The following is a 21,145-nucleotide window of genomic DNA, read 5'->3' on the forward strand; positions in this document are numbered from 1 at the left end:
TCAGTCCAGAATGATTTTTCTCTTGTCTCGCTTGGGAGTGCCTTGTTCTTTCTGGTCCGATGTAGAGCTGATGACTTCTGGCTCTTTGGCCTCGCCCCTTTGTAGTTCGTCAATACTCCCCAGCTCTGTTCCACCGTGTCTTATCTCACCTTGATCTCTATGCTCTCTAGTTGAACGACGGATCTCTTCCGAAACTCCACGCAAAAAACCAATTACATTGGCCCGGAATGTACGTCTCTTCTCCTCTATCTCAAGCAAGTAACTCAAGTAGAAGTAAAACGGTATCGAGACGAACAATGACAAAGGGAACCAGCCTTTTTCGCTGGCAGAAACAAAGAGTCTCGGCTCAAACATTTTCATGGCGAGGGTCGCCATTAGCACAGAGACAACTACTGGAGTCACCGCCATCAAAAATCGGGAATGAAGGTACGCCATCCAGACCCCAGCGACTAAAGCTGTTAGCGAGAGGAACATAGCAACAACCAACGGGCTCGCATCAATGGCGATTAGCCCTATCTGGACGATAATGACGAAGCAAAGAAGCAATATTCTGTATAAAAATGACCGCATTCCAACCCACCTCAATCCAAGATAATCTTGCGCTTATCTTTCTGAATTTCGATAGGCTGCTCCGGTTCACTCAGAACACCCTCTGACGCTTTCAGATCTTGAATACTTGGAAAGCCCTTCCCTGCTCCTGCTTTTCTTGGTCTCTGCTCTGTTACCTCAATCGCTATTTCATCCCCCTCCCGGAACTGCGGGTAACAACCAGCGCGGTTGGCATAGCGATTCAACGACATTTTGAGCAGCCGGTATTTCTTTGGGCAGGTTATTTGTACTGACGCATCAGAGCTGCAAGCTGCGTCAAGCCGCCGGAAAAATTCCTCCGGTATCCCCCTTTACAAGGAGATCGCTCAACTCATCCATAGGCCTTGAGCCGGTTGGCATCGGATATGGCAACCTCCGGTATTCTCTGTAGATGTACCGCTTGATGACGATATGAAAGACGAATGCGGCAAAGCCCCACAAAGGGCCATTAAGGAGCCCCGCAACGATAAGTAGCACCGACGGGAAGGGAACCCCTACGAAACTCGGCAGGACTTTAATCTTTACCATCGGCGTTGACCGACGCACACTCTCACTCATTTGCTGACCCTTTACGTGCAACCTTGTACTGCACTTTCAGATCGTAACCATCCACTTCCTGATGAAGGACTTTCACGGGGACACCTTCAACGGTCCCCAGGTACACGCTCAGCTCAACTTCCGGAACATCGTCCCTGAGACCCAGTACATTGCGCCACCCAGTCGATGTCTTCTGGCAGTGAGCGCCCACCCTGTCATGCCGGTAGTAAATGTCTTTGTTATCTCCTTGGCAGATGAAGAATCCACTAACCTGCCCCGTCCTTAACACCCACTTGCGGTTGTGGAAGGTAGCTTCTTTCTCCACCTCAGTGGACTTGTCTATAGCCACCGGGCTTACCACCAGCTCTTGTGCGGCCAAATCAGACACAAGGCCTATTACCAACGCGGATAACAGAGCGGCCATAGCCGCCCGTGTCATCATACTGCCGCCTCGTGAGTGGCATCGGCAAAGAATTTGCCTTGTTTGTAGATCTCGTCCTTCTCGAACGAGATAGCATCCGCACGACTGCTGAATGGGCCATAGCTTTTACCGTCGATCAGCACCTTCCACTGGCAACGCCAAACACGAGTCCATGCCGCAATCTTTGACTCGTCTGAACAAAGTCCGCGAATAACATAGAACGCAATCATTAGAATGCCGCTCGTCGGCACGATGCGCGAAACCCTTGTTTTACTGTATTCCTGCACTTCAAGGCCTTTGAAGGAAACCTCATCGGCAAACCCGCAGACCTCACCATTTTTGATTACGATGCGCTTTTTGCTCATAACCGACCCCACTAATCCAAAATAATTTTGCGCTTGCCTGGCTGTACTTCGATTGGCTCTTCCTTTTGCACCTTTGGTGCCGGAGCTGATGAGCTGACAACCACCGGTTCTCTTTCTGTGTTTTGTTGCTGGCGCTCACGGAGTTCATCCACTGAGGGAGGCTCATTGCTTGGTCGTTCAGCCCTTTCTGCACGTCGGGCTTCTCTTAGAGTCTGATTCGAAATTATCCTGTGTAATTTGATAATCTTGCGATTCGTCTCGTGAAGAGTTGGATGGAGGCGATGAAGAGCCATGCGGTGGCCGATGCGATGGTCTGCTCGAAGTCCTTGGCAAGGCGCCGGTTCCGGCTGAGCCATGCGAGGGTGCGCTCGACGACCCAGCGGCGGGGCAGCACCTGGAAGCCTTTGGTCTTGTTGGAGCGCTTGACGATATCGAGCGTCCACGTGCCGATCTTGCGGAGCGCGTCCCTGAGCTTGTCACCGGCATAGCCGCCGTCGGCGAACAGGTGGCGCAGCCATGGGAAGCGGTTGACGATCCCGGCCAGCACCAGCGGCGCTCCATCGCGATCCTGGATATCGGCCGTATGGACCACGGCATGAACCAGGTTGCCCTCGGTATCGGTCAGGATATGGCGCTTGCGGCCCTTGATCTTCTTGCCCGCGTCATAGCCGCGCGGCCCGCCGGATTCGGTGGTTTTGACGCTCTGACTGTCGATCACCCCGGCACTGGGCGAAGCCTCGCGGCCATGGGCTTCGCGCGCGGTCATCAGCAGGTCATGGTTGAGACCTCGCCATAGCCCGTTGTCGCGCCACAGGTAGAACCAGCGCCGCACCGTCGAGACCGGCGGAAAGCACGGCGGCAGCATCCGCCACGGCAGCCCGCCGCGCAACAGGTAGAGGATCGCCTCGACAATCCGCCGTATCGGCCATTTGCGCGGACGGCCGACACGCGACGGCGGCGGAAAGAATGGCTCCAGCACCGCCCATTCGGCATCGGTCAAATCGCTTGGCAAAGCCAGCCCCGCGCGGGCATGATGCGCGCGAGTGGTGTCGGTCCACATCGTTGATTTCCCTCGGTTCGTTGCAAAACCGCTGAATCAATGATCGGGCACAGCGTCAAGCTAACACGCTGACACCACTCAACTTAATTTCGGATCGGGCTCTAAGCGACGGCCATTACGCCGTATATGCCGGTCCACAACGCAAAGGTTGCAAGGAAATTCTCGCTCTTCAGAATGTAAGCGATTGCCGCAGCGACGACCAGCTTGATGCCATAGCGTCCAATGTGCTCTCGCGACTGCTCGTCTAACCGCATAACACGCTAGGATCGTTCTTTAGATCAGGCGGAAGACGAGAGTCAGCCGGTAGCCAACATACCCGACGCCGATCGCCGTAATTGCAAGGACAAGCAACAAGCCAAGCCCACCCCCACCTGGCTCGTTCTGAGGGCGCGGCGCCTCGTTCTGATTCTTCCTGCCCCGATCATTGCCAGCCATTTCCGATGAGCGCTCCCTCGGCGCTCCAGTGCGCAGCCATTTCTAGGATGCCACTGCATAGGAATTCGAGAGGGATAACCTTCAGGCTATATGGGGTCGCTTCAGAATTCGGAATTTAAAGTACGTTAAGGAATGCGAGCCCCAACAACGGCAAGGCTTTGCGCAAGCCCCACACCTCTGGAAACCGCATTTTCGTGATTCTCGAAACTCGGCTGTTTCAGCCGTGCAATACGAGAGTGGTTTTCGAGAAAGCAACATGCCATACCAGCACTGCCGCGGATGTCGTTTTCAGAAGGCGACTGCACGAAATATCAGGAGTCGGCTGCACTGCCAGAACTGGCCGCCTGCAAGGCAGCGTAGAGAGCGGTTTTTCCTACCTTGAGGCGTGCGGCGGCCTCGCGGACATTCAAGCCGTTGGCGACAAGCTCCCGCGCTCGTTGCAACTTGTCGGCAGTGACAACCGGCTTGCGTCCGCCTTTGCGCCCGCGTGCGGCGGCAGCGGTCAACCCGGCCTTGGTGCGCTCGCGGATCAGGTCGCGCTCGAACTGGCCCAGCGCACCGAACACATGGAAGATGAGCCGTCCGCCCGGCGTGGTGGTGTCGATGTTTTCAGTCAACGAGCGGAAGCCGACGCCCCGTGCTTCCAGCTTGCCGACCGTCTCAATCAGGTGCGGCAGGGAGCGGCCAAGCCGATCCAGCCGCCAGACGACCAGCACATCGCCATCGCGCAGATAAGCCAGCGCATCGGCCAAGCCGGGCCGGTCTGCCTTGGCCCCGGATGCCGTGTCCTCGAAAACCCGTTCGCAGCCTGCATTGCGCAGCGCATCCGTCTGCAAGGCGGTGTCCTGTTCCGCCGTCGATACCCGCGCATAGCCGATGAGTGCCATTTCCGCCCATTTGTCCGTTATACCGTCCGCCTATCTTATTGTCCGTCATCCCGTTGCGCAAGATGTTTTCGGACAGGCGTCCGGTTTGGCCGCCTAATGATCGTTTGGCGGACAAGGCGACTGGCATCAGCCGAACAGCTCGCTATGGGAGCCAAGCCGCGCCAGTCGCAGGGTGTCGGCGTCGGACTTGCGGTAGATCAGCAGCAGGTCGGGCTTGATGTGGCATTCGCGGTAGCCCGCCCAATCGCCGGAAAGATCGTGGTCGCGGTATCGCACATCCAGGGGCTGATCGGTCGCCAGCGCGACCAGAACCGGCTTGAGGTCATCATTCGTGCAGCGGACTCCTGATACTGTTCGTTCAATAGACGACTGCACAACAGCCTTCAAACCGCGTTGTCTGGTGCAGTCGTCTTCTGAAAATGACAGCGCGAATTCAACTTCGAAGTGCGACACTCGCCTATGCCGCCTGACGGTACTCTTCGAATACCTTGACAGGCTGCCTGAATCCGAGACATTTCCGAGGTCGTAGGTTGAGCCACTGCTCCGCTCTCCTGACATCCTCGTCCGTGACCTCTCTCAGGTCTGTTCCCTTTGGGATAAACTGCCTCAACAGCCCATTGCTGTTCTCGTTCAGACCGCGCTCCCACGAAGAGTAAGGGTGCGCAAAGTAAGTCTCGGCACCCAGCGCTTCCTCTATCGCCTTGTGTTCGGCAAACTCGCCGCCGTTGTCAAAGGTGATGGTATGCACCTGCTCGATGTAGGGCGTTAACATCTCGATTATCGCATCCCGCACCACCCCAGCCTGTTTGCTCGCGACCCGCTTGACCAGATAGAGCCGGCTCTTGCGCTCCACCAGGGTGACCAGTGCACCTGTGCCTTGCTTGCCCAGCACCGTGTCCGCCTCCCAATCACCGAGCCGCTCCCGGCTATCGACGATAGCCGGCCGTTCATCAATAGAGCGGGCTTCCTTGATGGGAGAACGCAGGCTGCTCGCCCCCTTGCGGTAGCGCTTGTGGCCCTGGCGCAGATGGCGGTACAACTGGCCACCCCGGGCTTTGTCGGCGGCCACATGGCGGTATATCCACTCGTGACTCACCATGAGGCCTATCTGCTTGCCCACCGCGCTTATCTGCTCCGGGCTCCACCACCAGGCGAGTGTCAGCTCGACAAACTGGATGACATCGGCAGATAGCCGAGATTTGGCCGCACTGGCCCGTCGGTGGGTGGCGTGCTGATGCGCATTGTCTGGCTGGTAGCCCTGCGGCCCGGCGTTACGACGCAGCTCCCGGTAGAGGGTGGAGCGATGAACGCCAATGGCGCGTGCGGTGGCAAGGATGGACATCCCCTGTGCGCGAAGCACCGATAACTGGTATCGTTGCCCCTCGGTCAACTGCTGATAGCTCATGGTGATACTGCTTTTACTTTGGCGAGCAGAAGGGTACCACCAATCAGCAGTTGGCCACCTCTCGCCATTCATCCATGAGTGTCGCACTTATTATCTGAATTCCCGAACAACCATCAAGCAGACGATAATGATCGTTTTGTAATTAAACATTTGAACTACCTTGCTGGTGCTGCCAATAATATCATCAAATTTTGACTGCCAGATATGGCACAGCCAATATTTGGATGGCAGTGCCTCGACCGTAAAAATTAAAAATGATATATATGATGAGGTTTTTTTATCAGCATCATATGCCACACTTCCCGTGTTAACGCAGAGCAATGATGTTTGTTCAAGCCAATTTTAATGTACGACCTCTTGCATCCCCTCAATAGGGATTGAATGCAAGTTAGCCTTTCTTGTTATAAATCGCAGTATCTAACGGCCCCATGCTGGCGTCTACAGCAAAAGCAGAAGTCAGAACATTCCATTTCAGAAATTATGTTGCGATATTGTTTGGATAGAAAACAGACGACCGAATGATCCATCGCCATCATCACCGCCGGTTAAATAATCAATAACAAGCCGAAACAGCTGGCTCCGGCTAATCAATAGGTATTGTCACTGCCACATTAACGTGGCAATTCGTCGTTATAGAGTCGCCGGATCTCGTTACGCAGCCACATCACCTTGGCATCCTGATTGTGCCGTTTGTGCCACAACAGGATGAAGGCGATCTCCAGCTGGGCGTAGAGCTTCTCGGGCAGCGGCAGCGGCATGGCGATCAGATTGCCGTGATGCCGGCTGGCATAACCACCACAGTAGGAAGGGGCCACCGCGATCAGTTCGTGGCTCGACTGGGAGGCAATATGCAGCGCCTGCTCGAAACTGGCGACCATGATGGGCACTTCCCGCTTCAGCCCCTCATCCTCCAGCAGACTGTCGAGGGCCCAGGTATCGTTCGCTTCCCACACCATGCTGATCTGGGGGCAGGCCAGAAAGTTCTCCAGCGACCACTTCTGCTCGAGCAGGGGGTGATCCTTGCGCAGAAAGACCACCGGGCGATCGGTAAACAGCACCTCGTGATCGATGTAATAAGGCAAGCGGTTGACCTTGGCCCGGGAGCGGCCATGGGTTTCGCGGGCGCAGAAACCGAGATCCGCATCGCCATTGACGATGTCGTTGAGGGAGTGGTGATCCCACCCCAGCATCCTGACCACCGATTTCGGGTACTTCTCATAGATGGTCATGGGCAGATCGCTCAGGAAGCTGATGTAGAAGGGGGACTCCATCACCAGCGTAAAGCGGGCACCGTCGGGGATCGCATCGCTATTGAGCGAGGTGATGCTGTCGGTGAGCTGGAACCAGACCTTCAGCTCCTCCTCCAGGGTCAGGGAGAGGTTGGTCGGCTGCAACCCCTGCCGCACCCGCACAAACAGGGGATCGTCAAACCACTCCCGCAACTTGGCCAGAGACTTGCTCACCGCCGACGGGGTGACGCAGAGCTTTTTGGCCGCCCCTGCCACACTGTGCTCCTGCATCAGGTACTTGAAGACCACCAGCAGGTTCAAATCGAGTTCACCCAGATTGCGCATATCCCCTCTCATCTTCCATCAGCCCTGCGACCGCGCTTCACGGACCGCGAGCCATGGTACCAGCCCTTTGACGGCCAGGTAACTGAGCAGTGCCAGCAGCAGGGCATAGATCAGCATCTCGGACGAAGTAAAGCCGAGCCGGCCAAGCAACCAGATATAGAGGCCGGAGAGGCTGATCTGCATGATGCAGAGCACGGCGCTGGCAAAGGCCACGTTATGCTGGCAACCATCGAGCGCCTCCCCCATCGCTACCCCGAAGCCACAGGAAAAGCCGACACAAACCAGCGCAAACCCCGGCAGCAACAGATGGATATCGCCCCCCGCCTGCCAACTGCCGAGCAGTGAGCACGCCGCCAGTAGATAGGTGAGATGAGACACCGCCAGCACCTTCTGCGTGCCCAAACGGCGCAACAGCAGAGGGGTCAGGAAAGAAGTAGACATGCTCACCCCGGCCATCACCATCATCACGATGGAGTACTGCTCGGTCGTGAAGCCAAACTCCTTCATCAGGATCAGCGGCGAGACGCTGACATAGACCAGAATGGAGGTCACGCTGGCACTGGTCAGCAGGGAGAGCAACATAAAGCGCGGGGAGCGCAGCAGGGCAAAGGGCAGCGCTGCGCCACTCCCCGGTTGCCGCACCGGACGGGTCTCCTTGAGCAGCAGCAGGTTAACCAGACCACTGACGGCCGCCACCAGCGCCATCGCCACGAAGATCCCGCGCCAGTCAAAATGGGACAGGATGAGATAACCAAGCACCGGCGCCAGCACCGGGATCACACAGATCACCCCGTTGATCATCGAGAGCGCCATCGCCAGCCGATCCTGACTCAGCACATCCCGCAGCACGGTAAAGGTCATGATATAGAGCGCACCGGCCCCGACCCCCTGCCAGAAACGACCGAGGTAGAACTGGTTGATCCCCTCGGCATGACCCGCCACCAGCGAGGCGATGACAAAAATCAGCGCCCCCCCCAGCACTACCCAGCGCCGCCCGTAGCGATCGGCAATCATTCCCCCCAGCAGCACGGTCGCCGCCATACCGAACAGATAGATGGAGAAGGCGGTGTGGATCTGCGCCTCGCTCGCCTGCAGGGTATCGGCAATCTGGGGCACGGCGACCAGATAGAGATCGATCCCAACCGGATAGAGGATGATCATCAGAAAACTGCACAACAGGAATACAGGCATGGATGCTCCATAACAGATTGACCCGCCAGCCCCCGCCAGATGGCAGCAACAGGCGAAGAGTGGGCAGAGCCAAGGTGGTAACGAACGTAATGAACATGGCTGCGGACAGTGCCGCAATGGGGGGAACTATATGGTGGGCCCTCTCCTGCACCTAGTGAAGAGATGGCGATCGGTACATTCCAATCAGGAAATTTTGTTTCTAACATCGAGCCATTTAGGCAGCAAGCTCCACCACAGCACGATTCCCGGAGATGGGCATACCCGCAGTGACGCCGGGGTTGCCCCGGCGTAACAGTCAAATTTGGAGACCTTGAACTCGGCCGATCACTCGGCCAACTGACTCAGGATGGCGTGAGCCGCCTTCACCCTGGCCTCGATGGGATAGTTGCGATTGGCCAGCATGACGATGGCGATCCCTCTGGCGGGCACGAACGCCACATAGGCGCCAAAGCCGCCAGTCGAGCCCGTCTTGTTATAGAGCCGCTGCTCGCCCATCGCCTTGGGCACCGCAAAGCGCGTAACCGGATTGGCCTGGAAGCTCACCGCCGGTGCGTTACCCGCCAGCAATGTCTGCTCGGTCACCGGATAGGCGTAACTCTCCCAGCCCAGTCCCTGGGTCATGTCTCCCACCGAGTAGAAACCGGTGTGGGTCAGCGCGATCGCGCTTTTTACCGCGGCATCTCCCTGATACCCCATGTTTGCCTCGGCAAACTTCAGCAGATCCGCCGAGCCGGTCTTGATCCCGTAAGCCTCGGCTGCCAGCACGCCCGGAGTGACCCGGACGGGCTTATCTTCCTTCGAATAGCCGTAGGCATAGTTCACCATAGCCGACTCCGGTACCTGGATATAGGTGTGGTGCAAACCCAGCTTGGGCAGCAGGGTCTGGCTCATCAGTTGCTCAAATGGCTGGCCCAGACTATTTGCGGCCAGGTGACCAAACAGGCCGATGCTGGGGTTGGAATACTGGCGATGGGTCCCCGCCGGATAAACCGGTGACCAGCTCCGATAGTAAGTGCGCATCTTGTCATTCGAATCCACCTCATCGGGGAACTGCAGCGGCAAACCACCCGCACTGTAGGTGGCAAGCTCGGCCATGGTCACACCATCCAAGGCGGAACCTTTGAGCCAGGGGGCGTGCTGGCTCACCTTGTCATCCAGCTCAAAGCCCCCCTTGACCGCGGCATAGGCACCGAGGGTCGCAGTCAGGGTCTTGCTGACCGAGCCAATCTCGAACAGGGTCTGCTCGCTGACGCGCTGGCCACTCTCCCGGTTGGCAACCCCATAGTTGAAATAGTGGGCTTTGCCATCTTTCAGTACGGCGACCGCCATCCCCGGGATCCGATACGCCTTGAGCATCGGCTGGATAATGCCGTCCACAGCGGCGGTCAACGGAGCCTCCCCGCTGGCATAAGTACAAGGGGCTAACAGCAGGCTACCCAGCGTCAGTAGCGCGAACGCACGCCGTTGTTGCATATGGCTATTCTCGTGGTGAATGAAATTGGCATTAGCATAAACAAGATGTATCGCGAATTCAACTTCGAAGTGCGACACTCGCCTATGCCGCCTGACGGTACTCTTCGAATACCTTGACAGGCTGCCTGAATCCGAGACATTTCCGAGGTCGTAGGTTGAGCCACTGCTCCGCTCTCCTGACATCCTCGTCCGTGACCTCTCTCAGGTCTGTTCCCTTTGGGATAAACTGCCTCAACAGCCCATTGCTGTTCTCGTTCAGACCGCGCTCCCACGAAGAGTAAGGGTGCGCAAAGTAAGTCTCGGCACCCAGCGCTTCCTCTATCGCCTTGTGTTCGGCAAACTCGCCGCCGTTGTCAAAGGTGATGGTATGCACCTGCTCGATGTAGGGCGTTAACATCTCGATTATCGCATCCCGCACCACCCCAGCCTGTTTGCTCGCGACCCGCTTGACCAGATAGAGCCGGCTCTTGCGCTCCACCAGGGTGACCAGTGCACCTGTGCCTTGCTTGCCCAGCACCGTGTCCGCCTCCCAATCACCGAGCCGCTCCCGGCTATCGACGATAGCCGGCCGTTCATCAATAGAGCGGGCTTCCTTGATGGGAGAACGCAGGCTGCTCGCCCCCTTGCGGTAGCGCTTGTGGCCCTGGCGCAGATGGCGGTACAACTGGCCACCCCGGGCTTTGTCGGCGGCCACATGGCGGTATATCCACTCGTGACTCACCATGAGGCCTATCTGCTTGCCCACCGCGCTTATCTGCTCCGGGCTCCACCACCAGGCGAGTGTCAGCTCGACAAACTGGATGACATCGGCAGATAGCCGAGATTTGGCCGCACTGGCCCGTCGGTGGGTGGCGTGCTGATGCGCATTGTCTGGCTGGTAGCCCTGCGGCCCGGCGTTACGACGCAGCTCCCGGTAGAGGGTGGAGCGATGAACGCCAATGGCGCGTGCGGTGGCAAGGATGGACATCCCCTGTGCGCGAAGCACCGATAACTGGTATCGTTGCCCCTCGGTCAACTGCTGATAGCTCATGGTGATACTGCTTTTACTTTGGCGAGCAGAAGGGTACCACCAATCAGCAGTTGGCCACCTCTCGCCATTCATCCATGAGTGTCGCACTTATTATCTGAATTCCCGAAGCGACGATGAAATCCTGGGTGGGATGTCCGCTCTCTCTTTCGGAAGCCTCCGCGGCTATCGGTTCGCAATCAACCGCAGCAGTGTCCCGTCGAGGTCGATCAAGGCAGCCATTGTCCCGCCCCACTCTTGGGCCTGCGGCGCATGGAGGCGCGGATATCCTTTGGTTGCTTCGGTGATACCCGCGGCTTCGCAATGAGCGTAGAACCCCGCGAGGTCGTCCAGCCGCAGGCAGCAGCTGAACCAACTCGTCAACGGATCGAGCTCAGGGTGGCGGAGGAACTCCAACACTAGACCTCCGCGCTCGAGGATCATCCAACCCGTGTCCCGAAACCTCAATCGAAACCCCAATCGCTCGTAGAACGCGACCGTGGCGTCGAAGTCCCTCGAGGGCAGGTTGGGTGTCGCATGGTCCATCGTCGCAAGGCCCCGAAGTATCTCCGTCAATAGAATTCGTCGAGCAGCCGATAGAAAGCCACACGGTCCGGATCGAGCCGACCGATCCCGTAGCGGTCGAGGAAGGGTTGGACCCATTCGTCCCCCAACTCCTCCGCAACGTCGCGGGTGGCGAGCGCCAGGTCCTGGTAGCGATCAGCCACTCCCAATCGGCCGCAGTCGATGAAACCGGAGAAGCGGCCATTCTCGACCATGATGTTCGGCAGGCACGCATCGCCATGCGTGACAACCAAATCTTCATAAGCCGGCCCGCGCGCTTGAAGGCGGGCGAACAGCTCCGCCGGTTCAAGCCCCTGATGCTCGTCATCGAGATCGTCCTGATCGACAAGGCCCGCCTGCATCCGGGCGCGTGCCCGCTCGATACGATGTTCCGCTCTATGGTCGAATGGGCAGGTAACGGGATCAAGCCCATGCAGTTGCCGCAAGACATCGGCTATGATGGTGACTTTCTCGACCGGATCGATGGGCGACGACAGCAGGTCCTCTCCCGGCACGGCACTCAACAGCAGCCAGTCCCGTCCCGCTTCATGGGCGGCATCAAGCACTTGGGCACAGGGGAGGCCCGTCGTAGCCAGCCAGCGCAGCCGCGCCGCCTCGTCCTGCAGCTCACTAAGCGGGCCTCCCGGCTCCGTCTTGACGAACAGAGTCGACTTTCCCGGCGCCGCGCCGCGGAACACGGACGCTTCGGAACAGCCGGTGGTCTGTTGTGCCCAATCATAGGCCGAGAGTTTCTCCATCCAGGGAGTTGGAATTTGAACACTCATGCATTCTCCATATACCATTCCAACTCCTGATTTAATCTGCTGAATTATCGAATGTGGCAGTGCAAAGCGAAAACCAGATCAGCACTTGGCTTCTACATATGTCTGGAACTGCTGTCAGATCGGACCAAGCATCGATTGTGGTGGTTCCGACACCTTGATCCAGGAGGATGGTCTCCGCTCCGTTCATCAACTCCGCCTTGCACGCACCAGCGGCTTTCGGTTTTGGCGCGCACGCGGTGATTGCTCGGTTGCACTTACTAAACCTGTTTGTTGACTGAACAGCGGTCAGCGAACCCCCGCGCGTCGGCCCCGTGATGTCACTAGATTGACCAAGCTGGGCCGACACATCGCAACGCCTTCCGACCCGATCTGATAAGCCGCAAACTTGTCATAATGCGCCGGCCTTCCGTTCGTCTGCGAAAGGAGGATGCTGTTGACTGTGCCTCCCGCCGGTCGACTTCTGCCCAATTTATTTGCCTTAGAGCCCGATCCGAAATTAAGTTGAGTGGTGTCAGCGTGTTAGCTTGACGCTGTGCCCGATCATTGATTCAGCGGTTTTGCAACGAACCGAGGGAAATCAACGATGTGGACCGACACCACTCGCGCGCATCATGCCCGCGCGGGGCTGGCTTTGCCAAGCGATTTGACCGATGCCGAATGGGCGGTGCTGGAGCCATTCTTTCCGCCGCCGTCGCGTGTCGGCCGTCCGCGCAAATGGCCGATACGGCGGATTGTCGAGGCGATCCTCTACCTGTTGCGCGGCGGGCTGCCGTGGCGGATGCTGCCGCCGTGCTTTCCGCCGGTCTCGACGGTGCGGCGCTGGTTCTACCTGTGGCGCGACAACGGGCTATGGCGAGGTCTCAACCATGACCTGCTGATGACCGCGCGCGAAGCCCATGGCCGCGAGGCTTCGCCCAGTGCCGGGGTGATCGACAGTCAGAGCGTCAAAACCACCGAATCCGGCGGGCCGCGCGGCTATGACGCGGGCAAGAAGATCAAGGGCCGCAAGCGCCATATCCTGACCGATACCGAGGGCAACCTGGTTCATGCCGTGGTCCATACGGCCGATATCCAGGATCGCGATGGAGCGCCGCTGGTGCTGGCCGGGATCGTCAACCGCTTCCCATGGCTGCGCCACCTGTTCGCCGACGGCGGCTATGCCGGTGACAAGCTCAGGGACGCGCTCCGCAAGATCGGCACGTGGACGCTCGATATCGTCAAGCGCTCCAACAAGACCAAAGGCTTCCAGGTGCTGCCCCGCCGCTGGGTCGTCGAGCGCACCCTCGCATGGCTCAGCCGGAACCGGCGCCTTGCCAAGGACTTCGAGCAGACCATCGCATCGGCCACCGCATGGCTCTTCATCGCCTCCATCCAACTCTTCACGAGACGAATCGCAAGATTATCAAATTACACAGGATAATTTCGAATCAGACTCTTAACAACTCATCAATTTCGGAGTCGCTCCGGTTATTCATAAAAGCTCTATAGGCAAAGAAAATCAGCACCGGTACTATTGCCACCAAGAAGAAAGGAAATGAGCTTCCGCTATCTTCCACTGGCTTGGTACTGGCCGCGCCTGTATCGAATACGGTACGAATAACCGTTGGCGCGGTCATGATCATAATTGCAGGCATTATCCCCATCACAATTCCTGATGGGCTCTGCCTCATAATTCCACTAGCAACCCCAAACACCAGCATCAATCCCGCTATGACTTTGACGAAAGAGCTATCCATTAGACCGATCATGGAGTCACTTACCTCCTCGAACGGACTTTGAAACGCACTGGTATTGCGGTCAGTGTCTTGTGCAGCATTAATCTGCTTGGGAGGTTCACTCTTTGGTGCAGTCACTATGGATGACGCTGATTGTTGGCTGGCAGCCTTCTGCGTTTCACCATCCTGCTTGACCACCCCCAGATCCTGAGTTTTGACGTGCGTTTGTGCTGGTGGTGCTAACTGGTATTTGACTGCCAGGTTGTTGCCGTGGACTTCAATGGTTTGCAGGGAGATGGGTTTACCTTCCAACTTGGTCAGAGCTTCTTGGAGCGGCAGCTCCTGAGCATCAGTCATACCGCCCATAAAGCCATTAAACCCGTCATCATGAATACGGCATCGCAGCCTTCCCGAATAGCTACGGTATTCACCTGGGCAAACAAAATAGCCGCCCTGAGGGCCATCCAGTTTGCGCCATTTATTGCTTTTGAAGGCCTCCACTTTGGTCACAACTGGCTGACCGTCATGGTAATCAATGACCGTTTTGCTCTCCGGGCCAGTGTCCTCTATCTTCTTGCTGCCTGAGTCATCTGAGAGCATTTGCCCCACCATAACGCCAGTCACAAAGTCACTGGCAAAGGCCGCAGGAGCTGCGACCATGAGACCAACCAGCAAAAGAAGGGGGACGCGCCCTGTCCTTCTCATCACCATTCGTTCTGTTCCGTTTCGTGCTGGGTTTGACCAGCATTGAAGTGGTACTCGGGTTTCAGCTCTTTTTCTTCGACTTCGAGCTCTTCCGGGCGAATACGCTGTTCCAGCGCTTCACAGGTCTTACCCTGAAACCCCGTGAAATCGGCAGCAATCTTGCCGCCCTTGATCTTGATGTTTACCTTTTTCACTTTGTCACCTCGTCGTTAAGTTCAACTAATCTGATTGCCTTGGCGCTATTACCAAACAGCTTCCTCAGCTTCCAGTTCCAAAGTGCCATCGTGATGCTGCTTCACCGTCACGCTGAAACCTTCCTCTTTCAACTGCTGCTCGTAGTGGAAGGCAATGTAGCGATCCTGCACCTTGCTGCTTGCCTGCTGCGTCCAGCGGCCATAAGAGCCGTAGTTTTCCTGGTACTGCTCCCAAACACCGTTTTTTTCCTTGTAGCCAATCCGGTGCTCCTTGTTGTTCTGGTCGATCAGAACAATCGGGTATTTCTCGAAGGTGTAGCCAGCGCCCACGCGGTACAGCTTTTCGTTTTCAACAACAACGCCAACTCCCTCCAGAGCCTTCAACAGCAGCTCTTTGTCTTTGTAGGCGACCTGCACCTTGCCTTTTACGATATGGCTCATCTCATCACTCCTGAGTTGTTTCGGGTGTCATGCCGTGTTCCGACATAACAAAGTTAAGCGCGGCAATGGAATAGTCTTGCCCGAGAGAAACTTCGATCTTTCCTTCTTTCTCCAGCTTTCGGCCAAGCTCGGTAAGGTTTTCCATCATGGGGATGAGCTTGAACAACGAACTCATGTAGGTGATCGATGTGGAAACGTCTCGGGCGAACTGGTCCAGCACCTTACTCTTGTCGATAACCAGAGGCTCTGGTCTATCCACTCCATCTTTTTCTGACTGGAGTTTGCTGCACAGCTTGAGCAGCTCAATCCCCTTCTCAATGTCTTGTTTGTACATAACGGTCAATTCTCCTCTCTGCCGTTTTGATGCTCTCTCCTGGCCGCACCAGCTCGCTCCCTAGCCCACTCAGCTAGAGCATTGATTAAGTCGCTGACTTCTGAGTGGAATATCAATGACACAGCAAGAGCAGTCCAAAAAATCCACTCCATCGCTTAGTCCTCGATGGCAAGTTTGCGTCCAGAGCCATTCTGCTCTTGAACATCGAAGTTATTGGCCGGATAGAAGCCTTGATCCCGCAAACTGCGAATCTGGTTGATGTCTTCCCGGCGAGTTTCACTGGTCGGGGTAATGCGAGTGACCGCATCCACCAGCGCTTCATTGTTGAGCTCTTTGTCCTGAGCGTTCGCCAGATACATCGCGTCAATGACGGCCTGTTCAATCTCTGCCCCGGTGTATCCCTCGGTGGTACGAAGTAGCGTAGGCATATCGAACGCGGCGATGTTGGCCTTCTGCTTGGCGAGGTGGATCTCAAAAATCTTCTGGCGCTCAGCCACACTTGGCAGATCAATGAAGAATGCTCGGTCCCAGCGGCCAGCTCGCATCAATTCAGGAGGCAGCGACTGAACCCGGTTGGCCGTCGCCACAATGAAGATCTTCTTCTTGCGCTCTTGAAGCCAGTAGAGGAAAGAGCCCAGCAGGCGCTTGGATACTTCGTGTTCGCCATCGGCATTACCAAAAAACTTCTCCATCTCGTCAATCAACACAACAACGGGTGCGATCTGCTCAATGGTCTGCAATGCACGATTGAACTGGCGCTCGGTTTCACCGAGATACTTGCTATAGAAACGGCCCATATCCAGGCGAACCAAGGTAGTGCCAAGTACACCGGCAGCGGCTTTTGCCGTCAGCGATTTACCACCACCAGGTACACCGGCCAGAAGGACACCTTTTACCGGAAGGTCTTTGTCCCAACCGGCTTTACGTATCTGGAGGAACTCCTTGAGGTTTTCGAGACCACCGACATTCCCAATATCAATGGCCTCAAGCACATCGAGGCCGACATCACGCAAGATGTGAGCTTTTTCTTTTCGGATCTCGCCCAGGTATTCTTCACCCTTGAATTTCAAGTAAGCGGAGTAGGTGAAGACGTTCTTCATCTGGGTGTGTGACAAGCCCAAGGCGTGGTTTGCGATGACAGCACGTTCGTTGCTCTCGAAGACTCCACCATCTTTCACGTTATCTTCACAGGTCTGGAGCAGTTTCAGGATTTCCTGATTGCTCATAGCCGGGAGATCGATGTGATAAACGAACTCTTCATTGAAGACGTCTTTGCCAGCGATGATGTAGTTGATCCCCTCATTCTCCAGATAGGTCAGTGATGACTTGAGGGCTGGGAGTGTTTCCGGGTTTGCACGTTGGCGGTCGAAAAAGAAAGTGTCGAACACGACAACTCCGTTTTTGGAGGACTTCTTGGACTCGTCCACCATTGCCTTCATCGTGCCTGGATCAGGCAGCTTCTTGAATGGCATTACAATAAAGTGCTTGCCGACTTTCTTTGCAATGTCAGAGAAAACGCTCTCTGCGCGGCCCAGCTCAAAAGTGCTAACGTTGATGACTGGAAAGGACAACTTGATTGGAATCTCAAGTTTGTCCATTTGCTGTGTAATATCGCTCATCGCTTATCCTTTAAATAAATTTCGACTTGTTGATCACCTCACATCATAAGTTCATTTTATGATGCTGTAAATATCACCTTCCAACTCTGTAGCTGTTCACGGCGGACTCAACGCGCTTGACTGACACGTCTATACCATTTGTCACCAGCAACTCATGCACTTGGCAACAGGCCTGTTGTTTCAGGCCAAAGAACTCTTCGTTAACACGGGCATACTCTGCTGCCGAATTGGAGGCGGCTCGTCTTAGATCTGGCATCAGAGATTCAACGCGAGACTCTACTTTGTCCAGAGAGGAACTGGCAGACGACAAGCTGAACAGCGAGAAGACGCTCCCAAAGTCGAAACCATCATTCAAACCGGCAAAGTCCATACCCAGATCGATAAACTCAGTTGCCATTGAGTGGTGCAGTGAGCCCACAATGTCACGATGATCCCCCAGCGCATTTGCGAAGGCTTTCACAGCTCTCTTCGCATCGTCTATTTCACTGCTGGCCGAGGAGTTTGACATCGACGACATGACGGAAATGCCCTTGTTGTCAGTCACAAGGTCGAGAACCTCCATTGTTTGTGCTGATGAAACACTGGAAGAGGCCTCACTGATTTCACGTAAGGCTTTTTGCCCCATGTCCACCAGTCGCTTGTTGCTCTCGTGGAGTCGAGATGCGGCGTCAAGCCTATCTTGAGCTTGGGTGATTCGTTCCAGAATCTGGCTACCGTCAATCGCTTGCTTCACGGCCCGAGAAACCAATCCCTCTTTGAGCTGGTCTCTCCCACGGCGCAAATACCGCAAATCGCTGTTATGGCCTTTTAGTGCTGAACGTATAACGGCGATGTCTCGACGAAACTGCCAGAACGTTATAATTTTTTGCCAGATCCCCAACTGAGCACGCTGTTGGCAAAGAGCTTCGTACTCTGCACCTTTCTCTTCAACCTGGCTGAGAGCTGCGGTAATCCTGTCTTGATATTGCCGGTCGTCAGCCAAGTAACTTTGAATTGCTTGTTCCATCCCGTACCCCAAAAACTTTCACATGTGAAAGTTCATTCTTTCTTTGTTCTGCCAGTACAAAGTATTTTGCCTTAGAACGACCTCACACCCCGCCCCTGCTCACGCCCATTTTGGGCAATTACAGATTCAGCATTTACAGGCTTATAATGTGATGCCGTAATAGACAAATAAAAAACGGCATAGCCGTTTTTACCTTACTTTGCTTTGCTCCGGCCCCCGCATAGTGCATTACCAATGCGTGATGAAAAATCCTTCCATTCTGGACTGTTCCGGTAGTCATCCTGTCCAGTTGCTTGTTCCTGGCTGGTCGATGCGAATTGATTGAGAGCATCCGGGCACGAAGAGCAGACCCCGATACCTTCCACTCTATTCACGCGAAGCCAGTGACACGGTTGACCGTTTTCAACACAAGCGTGATCATCGGTGCATCCGCACCCTATACATTTAGCAGTGAGCATAAGCGCCTCCCCAAGTAAATTAACAACATCATAGTATCATTATGTGATGCTGTAAATATTAAAAAGAAAGCGGCCATAGCCGCCCTTCCGAAGTAATTTTCCTTTAGTGGTTGTCTTGGCCCTGTTTCCAAGCGACGAATGCCTGCACTAGCGGTACGCCATCATCACTCAAGGCATTCCCTTCTATCCATCCGCCTCGTATGACGACAGACTGCCCTGATTCCAAGCCAAAAGGTTCCCACTCAGAAGCCACCGGGGAACCGTCCACCAGCAGGTCGAGATCTTCAATCCATTTATCCCGGCCATCCAGAGTTTTCCAAACTGAGTCATCGACCCAAAAGGCCTTGATTTGTTCTGGTGTGGCATTGGTCCAATCGTTGTCTTTCCCGTCAGCAAGTGAAAGTACAGAGTCAACCGTTTGCTGCCAGTTCGGCCAATCTTCTTCGACAACAACGCAAGTAAGCGAGCTCTTGCCATTTGCTCTGCGGCCATCATCAACCTTCCGGATCAGCCTTTCCAGTGTCGCCAGCTCCTCATCGCAGAGCACGGCCTGTGCATCGCTTATCTTTGCCACGAAGTAACGTGCTTCAAGCATCGACATAATTATTTTCCTCCCCAGGGCACAAGTTTTGTCGAATATCCAAGCATTAGTGGGTGCTTCGGGTCCCCCGAACCAGTCACGCCAAATGCCAATACCGGCTTCCCAGATGCAACGAGCTGCTCTAAAAGCCTGTCCAAATGAACATGCAAAGACTTAGGCAGCTTAGTTCGGCTCCCCCAGCAGGGCACCAAGACATCAGCATCCCGAATAATCCTTTCCAAGTGGATTTCATTTTCAGGCCCGACAGGATCAACCGCCGTAGCCAGCTCTCGAACGTCGGTCGCCCGAAAAGCAAAAGCATTACCGACTATGAATCGCCTCCCTCCGTTGACCTTGGTAAACCCTATCCACTTTCTGACCGTGTGATCGTCCTCGGTGGCCGTGGCCGTAGAGCCGTTTACACCAAAATAACCGAACACAAGGCCTTCGGGTTGCACATCCCTTTCCAGACGGTATCTGTACATGCCGCACTTGCTGATAATTGCACTCAAAGTGTCACCTCTTTTTGAATGAAAAATGCCCTTTCACAGTTGCATTTTTTAATGCTGTGATAGGATAAAAGTGTAAGTTGAAAAGGAGAGATGACCATGAAACATGTACTGAATATCGCGCTGATGGCTGTTGTTATTCTTGGCCTGGCTATGCTTGAGGCCACCAACTGGGGTTACGCAGTGCTGGCTATCCCGGCAGTGATTTGGGCCAAGTCGGTGCTCAACCTTCTGCACAAACTGCCGGTTCTGGCTGCTGCTTTTTGGATTCTGGTTGCTGTTTTCGCGTGGCAAGCGGCACTTGTTGGTATCCTGTTCTATGGCGTACTTGCGACCCCTAAAGCGCCAGCAAACACCAATGGCAAGAAAAGCCGAAAAGCCAATCTGATGGGCACTTACAGCTACGACTTTAAAACCGGCGAATGCTTTAGCTAAGACTGGCTCCACGGTTATTTCTCCTCAGCCTTCCTGATGGGCGCTCTCAGCGCTCTCAGGACAGCTTCTTCAAGAGCTGCGGCCCCTGCCCTATCACGTCGCTTTGTTAATGCCCCATATTGCTTCCTGATGGGTAGCATCAGCTCTTCGAGTTCATTGCGCTTCCTATCGTCGGCTTCAAGTTTCTCGCTTCGCGCCAAGGCTTCGGCTTGCTCGCTTTTTGCTTGCCACTCTATCTTGTCGCCTTGCACTTCCCATGCTTTAACGTAATGAGCATCATCCAGACCTTTTGCTCCGTTGTCCGAAAACGAGGCCCCTGAGTAAATGCCACCGACAACCCAGCGCCTTTTGCTTTTTCCCTTTGAGAAATACATCTCACGGCCTAAAACACCATCGCGCAAAGTGGCTACCGAGATAAATAGCCCAGCGTCCCCTTTCCTAAAGCCGCAGAACACAAACTCAAGCGGTTCGTATAAATCACTCATGCTGATCACTCCGAAGAACAGACAAGACCTTCTCAGCTCGCTCCTGGAGGTCTATGAGTTCGGCAGCATCATTACCGCTCAATGACATGTCCCCGCCATAGAGGCGATACTCAACGCTGTCCATCGCCTGGCGAAGCAATCCTAGAAGAGCATTCACGTTTGCCGGTGTTGATAGGGCGACGGCTTCACCTTTCAGCTCACGTCCATTAAATTCCGACCACTCGGCTATGCCTGTCAGTTCGCAACAATTTGAGCAGGACATACTGGCAACATTCTGGGGATCGTCTGGACAGTGTTCATTGATGACAAAGTTCATCTCGTCACTGCCGCACTTTCCACAAATGATGTGTACTTTTTTGCCCATGCTGCTGCC

The 21,145-nt window shown here is 55.2% G+C and carries 26 protein-coding genes and 1 pseudogene; 2 read left to right on the plus strand and 25 right to left on the minus strand.

The features are described from left to right. The 15 genes and pseudogenes from C2U41_RS26555 to C2U41_RS26640 all read right to left on the minus strand — a co-directional run bounded on the left by C2U41_RS26555 (position 1) and on the right by C2U41_RS26640 (position 12,309). Positions 1-570 (minus strand): hypothetical protein, encoded by a 570-nt coding sequence (locus tag C2U41_RS26555; protein ID WP_001256128.1) that lies wholly within the window; start codon positions 568-570, stop codon positions 1-3. 11 nt (positions 571-581) lie between these two features. Further along, positions 582-1,146: pseudogene (locus tag C2U41_RS29860) on the minus strand (hypothetical protein). After that, complete coding sequence (locus tag C2U41_RS26570) at positions 1,139-1,567, minus strand: hypothetical protein (RefSeq protein ID WP_000988987.1); 429 nt, start codon at positions 1,565-1,567, stop codon at positions 1,139-1,141. Before C2U41_RS26570 ends, C2U41_RS29860 begins: the two are co-directional and overlap by 8 nt. Beyond that, entirely contained in the window at positions 1,564-1,911 is a 348-nt protein-coding gene (locus C2U41_RS26575; RefSeq protein WP_000039129.1) for a hypothetical protein, read from the minus strand. The genes C2U41_RS26570 and C2U41_RS26575 overlap by 4 nt, the downstream gene beginning before the upstream one ends. A 223-nt stretch (positions 1,912-2,134) precedes the next feature. Further along, positions 2,135-2,971, minus strand: coding sequence for an IS5-like element ISEc61 family transposase (locus C2U41_RS26585; RefSeq protein ID WP_019706040.1), 837 nt, complete (start codon positions 2,969-2,971; stop codon positions 2,135-2,137). A gap of 101 nt (positions 2,972-3,072) precedes the next feature. Beyond that, positions 3,073-3,225, minus strand: a complete 153-nt coding sequence (locus C2U41_RS29395; protein WP_016808107.1) for a hypothetical protein — start codon at positions 3,223-3,225, stop codon at positions 3,073-3,075. Positions 3,226-3,717: 492 nt separating this feature from the next. Continuing rightward, positions 3,718-4,293, minus strand: a complete 576-nt coding sequence (locus C2U41_RS26590) for a recombinase family protein (RefSeq protein ID WP_001173919.1) — start codon at positions 4,291-4,293, stop codon at positions 3,718-3,720. A 126-nt stretch (positions 4,294-4,419) separates the two neighbouring features. Then, on the minus strand, positions 4,420-4,668 hold the full coding sequence (locus tag C2U41_RS26595) for a type II toxin-antitoxin system YafQ family toxin (RefSeq protein WP_012585400.1): 249 nt from the start codon (positions 4,666-4,668) through the stop codon (positions 4,420-4,422). Positions 4,669-4,750: 82 nt separating this feature from the next. Next, positions 4,751-5,698, minus strand: a complete 948-nt coding sequence (locus tag C2U41_RS26600; RefSeq protein ID WP_019706001.1) for an IS30-like element ISAs2 family transposase — start codon at positions 5,696-5,698, stop codon at positions 4,751-4,753. Positions 5,699-6,309: 611 nt separating this feature from the next. Then, entirely contained in the window at positions 6,310-7,272 is a 963-nt protein-coding gene (yidZ, locus tag C2U41_RS26610; protein WP_016809945.1) for an HTH-type transcriptional regulator YidZ, read from the minus strand. Between the two features lie 18 nt (positions 7,273-7,290). Further along, entirely contained in the window at positions 7,291-8,463 is a 1,173-nt protein-coding gene (locus C2U41_RS26615; RefSeq protein WP_016809944.1) for an MFS transporter, read from the minus strand. Between the two features lie 324 nt (positions 8,464-8,787). Further along, positions 8,788-9,936, minus strand: a complete 1,149-nt coding sequence (locus C2U41_RS26620) for a cephalosporin-hydrolyzing class C beta-lactamase FOX-5 (RefSeq protein ID WP_016809943.1) — start codon at positions 9,934-9,936, stop codon at positions 8,788-8,790. Positions 9,937-10,018: 82 nt separating this feature from the next. After that, positions 10,019-10,966: an IS30-like element ISAs2 family transposase gene (locus C2U41_RS26625; protein WP_019706001.1), complete on the minus strand. Its 948-nt coding sequence runs from the start codon at positions 10,964-10,966 to the stop codon at positions 10,019-10,021. Between the two features lie 162 nt (positions 10,967-11,128). Continuing rightward, the gene (gene ble / locus C2U41_RS26635) at positions 11,129-11,488 is read right to left on the minus strand and encodes a BLMT family bleomycin binding protein (protein ID WP_000349358.1); all 360 of its coding nucleotides are present in this window, start codon (positions 11,486-11,488) and stop codon (positions 11,129-11,131) included. Positions 11,489-11,514: 26 nt separating this feature from the next. After that, the gene (locus C2U41_RS26640) at positions 11,515-12,309 is read right to left on the minus strand and encodes an APH(3')-II family aminoglycoside O-phosphotransferase (RefSeq protein WP_000262467.1); all 795 of its coding nucleotides are present in this window, start codon (positions 12,307-12,309) and stop codon (positions 11,515-11,517) included. Positions 12,310-12,874: 565 nt separating this feature from the next. Between C2U41_RS26640 and C2U41_RS26650 the strand changes: the two genes are divergently transcribed. Beyond that, positions 12,875-13,711 carry an IS5-like element ISEc61 family transposase gene (locus C2U41_RS26650; protein ID WP_019706040.1) on the plus strand — a complete coding sequence of 279 codons (837 nt, stop codon included), beginning with the start codon at positions 12,875-12,877 and terminating at the stop codon, positions 13,709-13,711. Between the two features lie 7 nt (positions 13,712-13,718). Here C2U41_RS26650 and C2U41_RS26655 read toward each other — a convergent pair whose 3' ends face one another. The 8 genes from C2U41_RS26655 to C2U41_RS26695 all read right to left on the minus strand — a co-directional run bounded on the left by C2U41_RS26655 (position 13,719) and on the right by C2U41_RS26695 (position 19,855). After that, positions 13,719-14,666 (minus strand): hypothetical protein, encoded by a 948-nt coding sequence (locus tag C2U41_RS26655; protein WP_223154166.1) that lies wholly within the window; start codon positions 14,664-14,666, stop codon positions 13,719-13,721. Positions 14,667-14,710: 44 nt separating this feature from the next. Next, complete coding sequence (locus C2U41_RS26660; protein WP_000757530.1) at positions 14,711-14,905, minus strand: DUF2997 domain-containing protein; 195 nt, start codon at positions 14,903-14,905, stop codon at positions 14,711-14,713. A 48-nt stretch (positions 14,906-14,953) separates the two neighbouring features. Next, entirely contained in the window at positions 14,954-15,346 is a 393-nt protein-coding gene (locus tag C2U41_RS26665) for a hypothetical protein (protein ID WP_000018404.1), read from the minus strand. 4 nt (positions 15,347-15,350) lie between these two features. Further along, positions 15,351-15,680 (minus strand): hypothetical protein, encoded by a 330-nt coding sequence (locus C2U41_RS26670; RefSeq protein WP_000277953.1) that lies wholly within the window; start codon positions 15,678-15,680, stop codon positions 15,351-15,353. A 155-nt stretch (positions 15,681-15,835) separates the two neighbouring features. Then, positions 15,836-17,299 carry an AAA family ATPase gene (locus tag C2U41_RS26675; protein WP_001280522.1) on the minus strand — a complete coding sequence of 488 codons (1,464 nt, stop codon included), beginning with the start codon at positions 17,297-17,299 and terminating at the stop codon, positions 15,836-15,838. A 73-nt stretch (positions 17,300-17,372) separates the two neighbouring features. Next, entirely contained in the window at positions 17,373-18,305 is a 933-nt protein-coding gene (locus tag C2U41_RS26680; RefSeq protein ID WP_000434071.1) for a hypothetical protein, read from the minus strand. A gap of 561 nt (positions 18,306-18,866) precedes the next feature. Further along, complete coding sequence (locus C2U41_RS26690) at positions 18,867-19,364, minus strand: hypothetical protein (RefSeq protein WP_000062185.1); 498 nt, start codon at positions 19,362-19,364, stop codon at positions 18,867-18,869. 2 nt (positions 19,365-19,366) lie between these two features. Continuing rightward, positions 19,367-19,855, minus strand: coding sequence for a DUF1643 domain-containing protein (locus C2U41_RS26695; RefSeq protein WP_001273096.1), 489 nt, complete (start codon positions 19,853-19,855; stop codon positions 19,367-19,369). Positions 19,856-19,951: 96 nt separating this feature from the next. Between C2U41_RS26695 and C2U41_RS26700 the strand changes: the two genes are divergently transcribed. Then, positions 19,952-20,287 carry a hypothetical protein gene (locus C2U41_RS26700; RefSeq protein ID WP_000683476.1) on the plus strand — a complete coding sequence of 112 codons (336 nt, stop codon included), beginning with the start codon at positions 19,952-19,954 and terminating at the stop codon, positions 20,285-20,287. Positions 20,288-20,301: 14 nt separating this feature from the next. Here the strand turns inward: C2U41_RS26700 and C2U41_RS26705 are convergent, their stop codons facing one another. Then, positions 20,302-20,772, minus strand: coding sequence for a hypothetical protein (locus C2U41_RS26705; RefSeq protein WP_001281821.1), 471 nt, complete (start codon positions 20,770-20,772; stop codon positions 20,302-20,304). After that, a complete protein-coding gene (locus tag C2U41_RS26710) occupies positions 20,765-21,136 on the minus strand; it encodes a hypothetical protein (protein ID WP_000516916.1) in 372 nt (123 codons plus the stop codon). The genes C2U41_RS26705 and C2U41_RS26710 overlap by 8 nt, the downstream gene beginning before the upstream one ends. Positions 21,137-21,145 lie beyond the last annotated feature (9 nt).

The sequence above is a fragment of the Citrobacter freundii complex sp. CFNIH4 genome (assembly GCF_002934505.1).
GTDB lineage: Bacteria > Pseudomonadota > Gammaproteobacteria > Enterobacterales > Enterobacteriaceae > Citrobacter > Citrobacter freundii.

Bases quoted from the DNA above. Each gene is read 5' to 3' on its own strand.
- C2U41_RS26555 (WP_001256128.1), bottom strand. From the start codon at position 570: ATGCGGTCATTTTTATACAGAATATTGCTTCTTTGCTTCGTCATTATC.
- C2U41_RS26570 (WP_000988987.1), bottom strand. From the start codon at position 1,567: ATGATGACACGGGCGGCTATGGCCGCTCTGTTATCCGCGTTGGTAATA.
- C2U41_RS26575 (WP_000039129.1), bottom strand. From the start codon at position 1,911: ATGAGCAAAAAGCGCATCGTAATCAAAAATGGTGAGGTCTGCGGGTTT.
- C2U41_RS26585 (WP_019706040.1), bottom strand. From the start codon at position 2,971: ATGTGGACCGACACCACTCGCGCGCATCATGCCCGCGCGGGGCTGGCT.
- C2U41_RS29395 (WP_016808107.1), bottom strand. From the start codon at position 3,225: ATGCGGTTAGACGAGCAGTCGCGAGAGCACATTGGACGCTATGGCATC.
- C2U41_RS26590 (WP_001173919.1), bottom strand. From the start codon at position 4,293: ATGGCACTCATCGGCTATGCGCGGGTATCGACGGCGGAACAGGACACC.
- C2U41_RS26600 (WP_019706001.1), bottom strand. From the start codon at position 5,698: ATGAGCTATCAGCAGTTGACCGAGGGGCAACGATACCAGTTATCGGTG.
- yidZ (WP_016809945.1), bottom strand. From the start codon at position 7,272: ATGCGCAATCTGGGTGAACTCGATTTGAACCTGCTGGTGGTCTTCAAG.
- C2U41_RS26615 (WP_016809944.1), bottom strand. From the start codon at position 8,463: ATGCCTGTATTCCTGTTGTGCAGTTTTCTGATGATCATCCTCTATCCG.
- C2U41_RS26620 (WP_016809943.1), bottom strand. From the start codon at position 9,936: ATGCAACAACGGCGTGCGTTCGCGCTACTGACGCTGGGTAGCCTGCTG.
- C2U41_RS26625 (WP_019706001.1), bottom strand. From the start codon at position 10,966: ATGAGCTATCAGCAGTTGACCGAGGGGCAACGATACCAGTTATCGGTG.
- ble (WP_000349358.1), bottom strand. From the start codon at position 11,488: ATGGACCATGCGACACCCAACCTGCCCTCGAGGGACTTCGACGCCACG.
- C2U41_RS26640 (WP_000262467.1), bottom strand. From the start codon at position 12,309: ATGGTATATGGAGAATGCATGAGTGTTCAAATTCCAACTCCCTGGATG.
- C2U41_RS26650 (WP_019706040.1), top strand. From the start codon at position 12,875: ATGTGGACCGACACCACTCGCGCGCATCATGCCCGCGCGGGGCTGGCT.
- C2U41_RS26655 (WP_223154166.1), bottom strand. From the start codon at position 14,666: ATGGTCGCAGCTCCTGCGGCCTTTGCCAGTGACTTTGTGACTGGCGTT.
- C2U41_RS26665 (WP_000018404.1), bottom strand. From the start codon at position 15,346: ATGAGCCATATCGTAAAAGGCAAGGTGCAGGTCGCCTACAAAGACAAA.
- C2U41_RS26670 (WP_000277953.1), bottom strand. From the start codon at position 15,680: ATGTACAAACAAGACATTGAGAAGGGGATTGAGCTGCTCAAGCTGTGC.
- C2U41_RS26675 (WP_001280522.1), bottom strand. From the start codon at position 17,299: ATGAGCGATATTACACAGCAAATGGACAAACTTGAGATTCCAATCAAG.
- C2U41_RS26680 (WP_000434071.1), bottom strand. From the start codon at position 18,305: ATGGAACAAGCAATTCAAAGTTACTTGGCTGACGACCGGCAATATCAA.
- C2U41_RS26690 (WP_000062185.1), bottom strand. From the start codon at position 19,364: ATGTCGATGCTTGAAGCACGTTACTTCGTGGCAAAGATAAGCGATGCA.
- C2U41_RS26700 (WP_000683476.1), top strand. From the start codon at position 19,952: ATGAAACATGTACTGAATATCGCGCTGATGGCTGTTGTTATTCTTGGC.
- C2U41_RS26705 (WP_001281821.1), bottom strand. From the start codon at position 20,772: ATGAGTGATTTATACGAACCGCTTGAGTTTGTGTTCTGCGGCTTTAGG.
- C2U41_RS26710 (WP_000516916.1), bottom strand. From the start codon at position 21,136: ATGGGCAAAAAAGTACACATCATTTGTGGAAAGTGCGGCAGTGACGAG.